The sequence below is a fragment of the Saccharopolyspora sp. NPDC002686 genome, assembly GCF_040295745.1.
Lineage (GTDB): Bacteria > Actinomycetota > Actinomycetes > Mycobacteriales > Pseudonocardiaceae > Saccharopolyspora > Saccharopolyspora oryzae.
The window spans coordinates 1-11,488 of the sequence record NZ_JBEOVY010000256.1; the positions used below are offsets into that span (position 1 = coordinate 1).

An 11,488-nucleotide genomic window follows, 5' to 3' on the forward strand; every position below is an offset into this window, starting at 1 on the left:
GGAGCCGGGTGTCGAATTCGCCCGGAACCCTACCGGGCCGGGGCGGACGGCGATTTTTCGCGAAATCGACACATCGCCCACGCCCGGAGGGGCGGGGTGGCGCACGGCGGCGCGGAGCCGCGCGTACCCTGGCGCTCTGTGTTTGAGTGGCTTGTCGAGTGGTACGACGGCGTCGAGCTCTGGCTCGTGCAGTTGCCGTACCCGCTGCAGGTAGTGCTGGTGTTCGCCGTGCTGCTGCCGCTGTGCTGGGGCCTGGCGCGCGTGATCGATCGCGGCATCGACGGGCTCGGCGCGAAGCTCACCCGCGTGCGCGATGCCGAGCCCCCGGTCGGCCGCCGCGACGGCGCGTCCTCCCGGGGTCGGAAGGAGACGGCGTGACCTCGCGGAAGCGCATTACGTCGGCGTTGATCGGGCTCATCGTCCTGGTGGTCGGCGGCTGGTTCGCCCGCGACGTCGTCGTCGACGACAAGGCGCCGGCCAGCCAGCAGGTCCAGGAGGTGCCCGGTGCCGATTCCGGTCTGCCGGTCAAGGAGCTGTCGACGCTCCCGCCGGAGGCCGGCAAGACCTGGAAGCTGATCCAGAGCAACGGACCGTTCCCGTACCCGCAGAAGGACGGCACGGTCTTCGGCAACCGGGAAGGCGTCCTGCCCAAGGAGAAGTCGGGCTACTACCACGAGTACACGGTGCCGACGCCGGGATCTCGCGACCGGGGTGCCCGACGACTGGTCACCGGTGACCACTCTGAGCTTTACTACACAGGCGATCACTACGAGTCCTTCGTGGTTGTCGACACCACGGGTTGAGTGCGATGTTTGCGACTAAATGGGCCATCAGGGTGCGGAAGGAGCAGCCGGTGAGCGAGGTGGAGCACCCATCCGCCGACGTCTCGGCGCGCGAGGCCGTGCAGGAAGCAGAGGAGCGCGGGGCGACCGCGCACCTGCTCGACGGTTCTGACCTGATCAGCAAGCGGACGACGCTCGACGGCATCGCCGCCGTGCTGAACTTCCCGGAGTGGGCGGGCCGGAACCTGGACGCCCTCTACGACTGCCTGACCGACCTGTCCTGGCTGTCCGAGGGCGAGCACGTGCTGGTCTGGTCCGGCTTCCAGGCCCTGGCCGAGCACGACCCGAAGGCCTTCGGCCGGATCAACGCGGTCCTGCGCGACGCGGCGGAACACCCGATCTGCGGCCGCACCTTCACCTCGGTCCTGACCAAGGACTGATCGCTCGATCGGAAAGTCCCGCCCCGCGGCGGGCGGGACTTTCGCCAGGTCACTGGAGGGCGTCGGGGACCCAGGAGGGCTTCCGCTTCTCGGCGAAGGCCTTCATGCCTTCCTGGCCTTCCTCGCCTGCGAAGTGCTCGGCCGAGAGCTCGAGCATCTGCTCGAAGGCCTCGCTCATCGCCGGCGGGCGCTGGGCGGTCAGCATCTCCTTGGTCGCCGCCAGGGCGTTCGGGGCGCCGAGGGCGAGCATGTCCGCGTAGCGCTTGACCTCCGCGTCCAGGTCGTCGGCGGGCACCGCGGAGTTGATCAGGCCGATCTCGGCCGCGCGGCGGGCGTCGAAGGTCTCGCCGGTGAGGAACAGCTCGTGCGCCTGGCGGGTGGTCAGGCGGGGCAGCACGGTCACCGAGATCACCGCGGGCACCACGCCGATGCGGACCTCGGAGAAGGCGAAGGTGGCGGTGTCCACCGCGACCGCGATGTCGCAGGCCGCGATGATGCCGACCCCGCCGGCGCGGGCCGGGCCGGCCAGCTTGGCCACGACCGGCTTCGGGCAGGTCCAGATCTGCTCCAGGATCGCCGGGAACTCCTGCACGCCCTGGTTCTCGGCGTCGGCCGAGCGCGATTCCTTGAGGTCCATCCCCGCGCAGAACACCGTGCCGGTGTGGTCCAGGACGATCACGCGCACCGCGTCGTCGGCGATCGCGGACGTCAGGTGCTGCCGCAGCTCCTTGCGCAGCTGGGCGGACAGGGCGTTGCGGTTGCGCGGCGAATCCAGGGTGATCGTGGCGACGCCGTCGGCCACGACCAGGTGCACGAGTTCATCCATGACAGGCACGTTAACCGCGCTAACCACAGACCGACCAGTGATCCACGTCGCACCGTTGCCCGACTCGCCCGGCGCGGCGGTGCGGTCACCGGCGGGGATTGAAATTCAATGGAATTTCGAGGTCTGATTTCCATTGAAGTTGCGGAAGTTCTCCACGGGCCGGACGACTTGTCCGCGAGTGTCGGCGTGTCGGGGCACGACACACCGGGGTCCGACACGCCGGGAGGGCGCAGTTTCAATTGAAACTGCGGTCCACCGGGTCAGGTGGGTGGGTAGCGGTCGGACCAGTCGGGTGGGCGGGGGCCGAACTCGAGGACCGCGTCGCGGGCGAGGCGTTCGATCACCTCGTGCAGTTCCAGCTCGGACGTCCAGCGCTCCGGGATGCGGCGTGCTCCGGCCACCGCACCCACCAGGCAGCCGCAGACCGCTCCGGTCGTCGCGCTGTTGCCGGAGTGGTTGACCGCCACCGGGAGCGCAGCGTCGAAGTCGCCTTCGCCGACGAGCGCCGCGTAGAGGCCGATGGACAGGGCTTCCGCCGCCGTCGAGCCGGTGCCGAGGGCGCGCTCCACCTCGCCCGGTGGTACCCGGCCGTCGCGGGCCAGCTCGGTCGCTGCGCCGATCCGGCGGGTGACCTCCTCGTGCCCGGAGTGCGCCGCGAGCTGCCCGAACACGTCGTCCACGGCGGCGCTCAGCGGTTCGCCGGCGAGCAGCCGGGACGTGAGGAAGGCCAGTGCGCCTGCGCTCAGGCGGGCCGTCGGGTGGCCGTGGGTCAGGGCTGCGGTGGTCGTGCCGACCTCGAAGACCTCGGCCGGGTCGCTGCTCCACAGCGCCGCGGGCACCGCTCGCATGATCGCGCTGCTGCCCGACGAGTCGCTGACCGGCTGCTCCGGGGTGCCCATCTGCTGCTGGCCCTTGGCGAAGGCGATCAGCGTGCGCATCATCGTCCGGCCCGGGTTGCGGGTCTGGAACAGCGCCCGCTGCTGGACCAGCCAGCCGTCCGGTTCCGGTGTGGTGCGCAGGAACTCGCCCGCCGCGCGCGGCCAGCTCAGGTGCTGGGTGTGCAGCCAGCGCTGGTAGGCGTGCTGGATGTGCCGGGTCGGGTCGTCGGTTCCGCGGGTGCGGCGGCTGACGTTGGCGCGGATCGTGCCTTCCAGCGAGAACAGCAGCAGCTGGGTGTCGCTGCCGAGGCGGCCGGAGGGGTGCCCGGCGGGGACGTAACCGGTCAGCCCGTCGGCGCCGTGCCGGGAGCGGATCTCCTCCCAGCTGTCCGCGGCCACCGGGATGCCGAGGGCTTCGCCGACCGCGCAGCCCAGCACCGCGCCCACGAACCGGTCGCGGGATGCGGCCAGCCGGGGGACCGCGGTCAGCCCGGTGCGGTAGTCCGCTGTGGACGGTGCCGGTTCGGCCGCGTCGGTGGTCGGGTAGCGGCGCTCCCAGGTCTCGGATTCGTCCGGGTACGGCCCGAACTCCGCTGCCGCGTCGACGGCGATCCGCTCGACCAGGGACGTGATCGGCAGTTCGTCGAGCAGCTCGGCGGGGATCGCCGTCGGACCGCGCAGCGCGCCGAGCAGCTGCCCGCACAGCATCGCTGAGCTGGCGGTATCGCCGTCGTGGTCGCTCGCCGCGCGGATCGCCGCGGCGAAGTCGTCCTCGCACGCCACCGCCACTCGCATCGCTATCGCCAGGGCGTCCAGGCCGCTGCGACCGGACTGCATGGCGTTGAGGTTCTGCGGTCCGGGGTGGAACCCGGCCGGGCTGACGTGGCCCAGCCGCAGCGCGTGCGCGAAGGTGCTGCGGGCCGGTTGCCAACCGGAAATGCCTTGCTGCAGCGAGGTTTCCAGCGGGTTCCCGCGCAGCAGCCACAGCATCGACACGCCGAGGACGCTGGCCGGGCTGTGCCCGTTGACGTGTCCGTGGGTGAGCGCGGCGAGGTCACCGCCCAGCGCGAACACGGTGCCGGGATCACCCGACCACAGCGCCGCGAGCGCGCCCAGCGGTACCGCGGTGGCCGAGGCGGAGCTGTTGATCGGCTTCTTGCGGGTCCCGCCTGCGTGTCCGGCGGCGACGCGCGTCAGTGCGGTGAGCAGCGTCGGCTCGTCGGTTCGCGGCGAGTGCAGGAGTCGTTCCCGCACCAGCCAGCCGTTCGGCTGCGCGGTGTCGGTTCCGCAGTCCCGCCACGGAATACCGCGGGTGTGCAGCCAGCGCCGCAAGCCGTTGAGCGCGAAGCCGAGCGGATCGCCTTCGCCGGATGCGCGGGCCTGCGTGTGCGCCCGGATCATGCCTTCCAGGGCGAAGAGCAGCGCGCTGGTGCGCTGCCCGACCTCGCCGAGGGCGACGAACTCGCCCACCGCGCCGCCCAGCAGCATGCCGAGCAGCCGGCTGGGGGCTTCCGGGAGCGGGCCGTCGCGGTCGGCCAATCCCGTGTCGGGCACCGGTGGGGACTCATCGCCGAACCGGTGCTGCAGGGCCGCCGCCCACAGCGGTGCGGTGGCGGGCCGTTCCCGCCACCGCCGCCAGGTCTCCAGCAGCTGCTGCTCCACCGGGTCTCGCTCGCCAGCGGCTCGCGCCTTGCGCCAAGCCGCGAGCAGCGCTCGCTCCGAGTCGTCCAGCCGGGATTCGTCCACGCGGTCTATCCGAGGTAGCGCTGCGCCCAGTCGGGCACTTGCTGGTCGGAGGTGATCTCGGCGCGAGCCCGCTGCTCGTCGGCGACCAGCTCGGTGAGGACTTCCCGCAGCTCCAGCTCTTCCAGCCACTCGGCCGGGATCTGCTCGGTGCCGCGCGCCGCCCCGAGCAGGCTGCCGCAGATCGCCGCGGTGGTCGCGGTGTTGCCGGAGTGGGTGGCCGCCAGCGAGACCGCGTCGGCGAAGGAGTTCGGGTGGGCCAGCGCCGCGGCGACGGCGATCGCCAGCGCTTCCGGCGCCTGCCAGCCCAGCCCCAGCTCCTCGAAGCGGGTGGGCGAGACCTGCCCGCTGCCGACGATCTCGAGGGCCGAGCGCAGCCCCTGGGTGATGCCCTCCGCGACCTCCATCTGGTCCAGCTCGGCGAGCACCGAGTGCACGGCGTCGACCAGGGTCTGCCCGTTGTTGAGCGAGCACACCAGCCCGGCCAGCGCACCAGCGGTGAGGTAGCCGTCCGGGTGCCCGTGGGTGACCGCGGCGATCTCCGCGCCGTGGACGATCGCGTCCTGCGGCGAGGTGAACTCGAAGCCGATCGCCGCACCGCGCACGGCCGCTGCTGCGGTGCGAGCCGAGTTCGGCGGGTTGCTCGGCGTCGGGACCTCGCGGCGGTCCGAGAAGCGGGCCAGCGCGGTCAGCGTCGCCTCGTCCGGGAACCGCTGCGCCTGCAGGGCCTCGGTCTCGGCGAGCGCACCGAGCTGGAAGACGCCGCTGCGCAGCTTCACGCCCTGCGTGTGCATCCAGTGCAGCAGGGTTCCGCGCACCACCGACGGCCAGTGCTCGCTGATGCCGCGCTGCACCGAGCGGACGCGGGTGCGGATCAGGGCGTCCAGGACGAACGCGGTCTGCTGCCCGTGCGCGGTGGCCGCGGCCCGCTTGCCGAAGGCTTCGGCCATCTCCCGGACGCCTTCCGGGTTCTCGCGCAGGATCGTGCTCAGGTCGGAGAACATCCACGGCGCGCCGAGCGCGTCGCCGACGGCGGTGCCCAGCACGCAGCCCGCCACCCGCTCGTCGCGGCTGAGCTGGACCTGGGTCTCGGCGACCAGCTCGCCCTCGTCCTCGGTCTCGGCGGCCTCGCCGATCAGCTGCGCCGCGCGCTCCGCGCCGAAGGCCTCGACGAGCAGCTTGTGCAGGTCCTGCGTGAGGTCCGCGGAGTTGCCGTCCTCGTTGTCGCGGAACTTCCGCCAGGCGGCGAGCAGCTGCAGCTCCTCGTTGGAGAGCCCGTCGTCCGCGTCGTCGTCGGCCGGTTCGGCCACCGGCTCCTCGGCGACCGGTTCGACCTGCACTTCGGTGGCCTCGGCTTCCTCAGCGGCGGGTTCCTCGGTGGACTCCGCCTCCTCGGCGGGCTGCTCTTCGACGGCGGAATCCTCTTCCTCGGCGGGCTCGTCGGTCACCGCGACGGCTGCCGCTCCGGCGGCGGCAACGGCAGTGGCAGCCACCCCGGCCGCGACTGCGGTGGACTGCTCCGCGTCCTCCGCGACCGGTTCGGACTCGGGCTGCTCATCGGTCTCCGCAACGGCTTCAGCCTGCTCCTCGACCGGTTCCTCGATCGCGGCGGCCGGCTCCTCGGCCGGTTCCGGCTGCTCGTCGGGGGTGTCCTGCTCGGCGGGCTCGTCCGCGCCGATGGGGTAGCGGTCCAGCCAGTCGGCGTCGCGCGGCGGGTTCGGGCCGAACTCGCGGATCGCGTCGGCGGCCAGCTGCTCGATGACCTCGCGCAGCTCCAGCTTGTCGCGCCAGGTCTGCGGGATGGCCTCCGAGGTCAGCGCCGCACCCATGATGTTGCCGCAGATCGCCGCGGTGGAGTCGCTGTCGCCGGAGTGGTTCGCGGCCAGCACCACCGCGTCGGCGAACGACTTCGGGTGGGTCAGCGACGCGCACACCGCGATCGCCAGCGCCTGCTCGCCGAACCAGCCCTCGCCGAGGGAGTCCTGGATCTGCTCCGGCGTCGGCTCGCCGCCGGCGGCGAGCTCGATGGCCGCGCGCAGCGCCGCCGAGGTCTCCTCGTGACCGTCCCACTTGGACAGTTCGGTGAGCGCGCCGTCCACCGCTTCCGGCAGCGACCGGCCGTCCAGCAGCTGCTGGACGATCACGGCCAGCGCACCGGCGGGCAGGAAGCCGCTCGGGTTGCCGTGCGTGAGCAGCGCGGTCATCGCGCCGACCTGGAACACCTCGGCGGAATCGGTCGACCACAGCGCGGCCGGGGCCGCCCGCATCACGCCGCCGCAGCCCTTGGAGTCGTTGAGCCGGTTGGTGAACGAGCCCTGCGGCTTGCCGTTGGCGTAGCCGTGCAGCGCCTGGATGCACGTCGTGCCGGGCGCGCGGCGGACGAACAGGCCCTTCTGCCGGATCAGCCAGCCGTCCGGCGGGGTCGCCGCCAGCGGTCCGCCGGCTTCCCGCCAGTCGAAGCCCTGGGTGTGCAGCCAGCGCTGGTAGGCGTGCTGGACCTGGGTGGCCGGTTCGTTCTCGCCGAACAGCCGCCGCCGGACGCTCGCCCGGATCAGGCCTTCCAGCGTGAACATCGTCATCTGGGTCTCGTCGCTGACCGAGCCGCCGGGTCGGTGCGCGTCGACGAAGTCGGTGAGCCCGGCCGAGCCGTACTTGCGGCGGATGTCCTGCAGCGAGTCGTCCTCGATCGGGTAGCCGAGGGCGTCACCGGCGGCCCCGCCGAGCAGGAAGCCGAGGATCCGCTGCGCGCGCAGGTCCTCCGGATCGGCGGGCTCGTCGGTCTCGGGTTCGTCAGCTGCCGCTTCCGCGACGACCGGTGCCGCCGGGGGCTCGGCTTCCTCCACTGCGGTGTCGTCGTCGGACGTCGCTTCGGATTCGTCCGAGTTCTCGTCGGCAGCGGCTTCTTCGTCGGCGGCTGCGGGCTCGTCGGACTCCTGGGCCTCTTCGGCCGGAGCTTCGGCTTCTTCGTCGGCCGGGGTCTCGTCGGAGTCCTGGTCGACCGCGGCTTCTTCGACGTCCGCGGCGGCGCTCTCCGCTTCGACGGCTTCCTCCGCCGGCGCGGCTTCCGCGGCGGGCTTGTCCGAGACGAGCGGCAGGGTGGAGGTGAAGTCCAGGTCGGAGACGTCCTTGGCGGCCGGGTAGCGCGCCTCCCAGGCGTCACCGCCCGGAGGCGTCGGGCTGAACTCCAGCAACGCGTCCTTGGCGAGGGATTCGACGACTTCCCGCTGCTTGAGGTCGCGCAGCCACACACCCGGCAGCGCGGGCGCACCGTAGCGGGCACCGACGATGTTCCCGCAGATCGCCGCGGTGGAGTCGCTGTCGCCGGAGTGGTTGACCGCCACCATCAGCGCGGCGGCGATGCTGTCGGTGCTGAGCGCCGCGCACACCGCGATGGCCAGGGCCTCGTGCCCGGCCCAGCCGCCGCCCAGCGAGTCCTTGAGCTGCTCCGGGGTCGGTTTCCCCTGCGCGGCGAGGTCCTCGGCGGCCTGCAGCGCGCGTTCGGTGTCCTCGTGGTCCGCGTACTGCACCAGCAGCTCGCGGGCTTGGCGCACCGCTTCCTCCAGCGTCGCCTCGCGCAGCAACCGGTGGACGATCACCGCGAACACGCCGGCCGGCAGGTAGCCGTTGGGCTGCGAGTAGGTCAGCGCCGCGGTCGCGGCGGCCAGCTCGAAGACCTGCTTCGGGTCGTCGGACCACAGCGCGACCGGGGCGGCGCGCACCACGCCACCGCAGTCGGGCGAGTCGTTGATGGGGCGCGAGAAGGTGCCGGGAGCGCCGACCGAGGCGAACTCGCGGAGCGCGGTGATGCAGCTGCTGTTCGGCGAGCGCACGGCGAACAGGTCGTGCTGCTCGATCAGCCAGCCGTTGGCCTTGGGGTGGCTGATCGCGTACGGCCCGGCGGCCCGCATCCACGCGTAGCCCTGGGTGTGCAGCCAGCGCTGGTAGGCCAGCTGGATCGCCGACAGCGGGTTGTCCGCCCCGGCCCGGACCGCGATGTGGCCGCGGATCAGGCCCTCCAGGGTGAACAGGGTCATCTGGGTGTCGTCGGTGAACTCGCCGGGCTGGTCGCCGGTGCGGTCGTACTCGGTGACGCCCATCGCGCCGAAGCGGCTGCGGATCTGGTCGACCGGGTAGAACTCGACCGGCGCGCCCAGCGCGTCACCGATCGCACCGGCCAGCATCGAACCCAGGAAGCGGCGGCCGAACTCCGTCTCGACCGGGTCGATCGGCACCGGGGGCTGCGGCGCGGGCGCGGCGCCGTTCGGCACCGGCGTGCCGTTGGGCGGGGACGGCGGAGCGACCGCGGGCATGCCGGTGGCGGGGGAGTTCACCGGGCCGCCGGGGGCCTTCGGCGGCACCGAGGCGGCGGCCTTGACCAGGTCCTCGGCGGGCACCCGGGCCTTGACCGGGCTGGTCGGGTTCACCTGGACGTCGATGCCGGCCGGGTTGTGCGCGGCCAGCTGGCGACCGGTCATCCGCTGCCAGGTCGTCCAGTTCGGCGGCAGGAAGCCGTCGGAGGTGAACACCTGGAGCTGCCGGCGCCCCGACTCGTGCTCCATCGTGAACAGGCCGGTGCCCTGCGGCTGCGCGAACAGGATCAGCTCGGCGTCCAGCATCGCGGTCAGCAGCGCGTGCCCCTGCGCGTAGCCGGTGGTGGTCAGCTGGAGGGCGCGCTCGACGTCGTTGGTCGGCGCGGGCAGCCGCAGCGCGACCGGTGACGGCCGGTAGTTCGGGTTGGGGGAGAAGTCGTCGGTGATCTCGCCCTTCTCATCGACCCGGTAGCCGCCGATGAAGCCCCACGGCGGGACCTCGGCGCTCGGATCGGTGAAGATCGGATCGACCACGTACAGCCAGGTGTTGGGCTGCTTCGTGGCCTGTTCCCGCATGGCGGGTGTGATGACCGGTCGATTCGGCTGCTGCGTCGTGTTCATCTCGCGCTGTTGTCCCCGACTCCTCATCCAGCCCTGCATTGATCGCCCCCACACCCCGGCGGTCACTCGATAGCGCGGGTCTGGCGGATCCGACGAACACAGGGAGCGGCCGGTTCCCCGCCCCGACGCTGATATCAAACTCTCTCATGACCACATGGGGTGAAGCTTGGGGTTCGGCAGAACAACTCACAGTTAATGGGTGATCAGCCGTTTCGGTCCGGATCACCGGCTCAGGACGAGAGCGCGGCGGCCATCAAGCAGCTCGTGCACGGCATGCCGACCGGAGCGTCCAGCGGCTCGGCCTCACCGGGGCGGATGGCGAACCCGCAGTAGGCGTGCAGCACGGACGGCATGGTGCCCTCGGCAGGCAGCGGGAAGAAGTGGCAGGACCGGTCCCGCTCGCCGCGGGCGAGCTCGGCGCGCACCCGAGCGATCAGGTGGGGCTGCGAGATCATGCGGCGCTCGCGAGGATCGGCGAAGACGGGTCCGGCAGCGACCTGGGATGTCGGGGTGTTCCGGGTCGCTGCCGGTCATCGTGTACCCAGCTGGACACGTGCGCCATCTTGCCCGGAAGGTTGCCCACCTCACCCGAGTTGTCGACTTTTGCTCAGACCAGGGTCTCGTCCCTGGCGGATGTAGGAGCGACCATCGCCACATGGGGGGTGGGTTGTGCCGGGTTCCAGCGGGGCTTTCACCTTGCGCCTGGGGGTGACGGTCGCAATTTCGATTGAAATTGGCTGCGTGTCCAACCGCAGGGATGGTCGAAACGGTGCCAATTTCGATTGAAATTGCGTTACACGAGGTGACCACCTGCCGCTTTGAACTCAACTCGACCCCGTGCGCGGCGGGCGTCGCTGCTCGCTAAGTCCGCTGGGTATCGCCTCCGGTCGATCGGTGGTGATACCCGCTGTGACCAGCGAGGGGAGGTGGCGTTGGGGACGGGGTGATTTTGGGTTCAAAGCGGTAGGTGGTTGATTTTTGTGTGTAGCAATTTCAATCGAAATTGGCGTCGTTCTCGACGTGAGGTGCGGTGGCGATGTTTGCCAATTTCAATCGAAATTGCAGAGGTTCACCACTGGTCGAACGGTCGTGATACTCGTTCACCACTGGTCGAATGGTCGTGGTGTTCGTTCGCCGCTGGTCGAATGGTCGTGATACTCGTTCGCCGCTGGTCGAACGGTCGTGGTACTCGTTCGTCTGGTGCCTGGGTGATGGCTTGGGCTGGGTCCGTGGGGTCAAAGGACCGCTGGTAGCCGATGCGGGGTCTGCGTGGTGGCGAGGGTTTCGGTGTAGCGGGTGAGGATCAGGTCTGCTACTTCGTGCGCGTTCGCCATCGGGGTTGCGATCAGGGGGTTCTGCGCGTGGTCGTGGGTCAGGTCGGTGATTCGGTCTGGGAGGCGGCCTGGGGCCAGGAACCAGGAGGCGACTGCGATTCGGCGGGCTCCTCGGGCGCGCAGGCGCTCGATCGCTGCTGGGACTGCTGGTTCGGCTGCCGAGGCGAAGGTGGCTGCCGCTCCTGCCCAGGCGGTCTTGGCCTGCCAGCGCTCGGCGACGTTTGCGACCAGCTGGTTCGCCGGGGCGTGGGAGGATCCTGCGCCGGCCACCAGGACTCCGAGGTTCGGGTCGTCGGGGTCGGCTCCGGCTTCGAGGAGGCGGCGCCAGGCCGCTGCCTCCAGGCGCGGGTCGGGGCCGAGGACGTCGGTCACCTGCACCTGGAGGAGCGGGTGGCGGCGCTGCGTCTCGGCCACCGCCGCCGGGACGTCCACGCGGGCGTGGAAGGCGCGGCCGAGCAGGAGCGGGACCACCACCGCTGTGTCGTGGCCGTCGCCGTGCACCGCGCTGAGCACGTCGCCCAGGCGCGGTGCCGACAGGTCCAGGAACGCCGCCC

General features: G+C 71.3%; 8 protein-coding genes. 3 read left to right on the forward strand and 5 right to left on the reverse strand.

Annotated elements, in window-relative coordinates; genetic code table 11:
• Window positions 1–138 precede the first annotated feature (138 nt).
• Genes ABTZ89_RS27560 through ABTZ89_RS27570 form a run of 3 tightly spaced genes read left to right on the forward strand, consistent with a single transcriptional unit; the run spans window position 139 to window position 1,222 of the window.
• A complete protein-coding gene (locus ABTZ89_RS27560) occupies window positions 139–378 on the forward strand; it encodes a hypothetical protein (protein WP_270952392.1) in 240 nt (79 codons plus the stop codon).
• Window positions 375–803 carry a guanyl-specific ribonuclease gene (locus ABTZ89_RS27565; protein WP_270952391.1) on the forward strand — a complete coding sequence of 143 codons (429 nt, stop codon included), beginning with the start codon at window positions 375–377 and terminating at the stop codon, window positions 801–803. Before ABTZ89_RS27560 ends, ABTZ89_RS27565 begins: the two co-directional genes overlap by 4 nt.
• Window positions 804–853: 50 nt before the next feature.
• Window positions 854–1,222 (forward strand): barstar family protein, encoded by a 369-nt coding sequence (locus tag ABTZ89_RS27570; RefSeq protein ID WP_351049955.1) that lies wholly within the window; start codon window positions 854–856, stop codon window positions 1,220–1,222.
• A gap of 49 nt (window positions 1,223–1,271) precedes the next feature.
• Here ABTZ89_RS27570 and ABTZ89_RS27575 read toward each other — a convergent pair whose 3' ends face one another.
• The 5 genes from ABTZ89_RS27575 to ABTZ89_RS27595 form a co-directional block, all read right to left on the reverse strand.
• Window positions 1,272–2,048, reverse strand: coding sequence for an enoyl-CoA hydratase family protein (locus ABTZ89_RS27575; protein ID WP_351049960.1), 777 nt, complete (start codon window positions 2,046–2,048; stop codon window positions 1,272–1,274).
• A gap of 260 nt (window positions 2,049–2,308) precedes the next feature.
• Window positions 2,309–4,672, reverse strand: coding sequence for an ADP-ribosylglycohydrolase family protein (locus ABTZ89_RS27580; protein ID WP_351049963.1), 2,364 nt, complete (start codon window positions 4,670–4,672; stop codon window positions 2,309–2,311).
• Between the two features lie 5 nt (window positions 4,673–4,677).
• Complete coding sequence (locus ABTZ89_RS27585; RefSeq protein ID WP_351049966.1) at window positions 4,678–9,555, reverse strand: type VII secretion system-associated protein; 4,878 nt, start codon at window positions 9,553–9,555, stop codon at window positions 4,678–4,680.
• Between the two features lie 275 nt (window positions 9,556–9,830).
• Window positions 9,831–10,055, reverse strand: a complete 225-nt coding sequence (locus ABTZ89_RS27590) for a hypothetical protein (protein ID WP_351049969.1) — start codon at window positions 10,053–10,055, stop codon at window positions 9,831–9,833.
• 780 nt (window positions 10,056–10,835) lie between these two features.
• Window positions 10,836–11,488, reverse strand: a 653-nt coding sequence (locus ABTZ89_RS27595) for a sirohydrochlorin chelatase (protein ID WP_351049972.1), incomplete at its 5' end; no start/stop codon positions are given.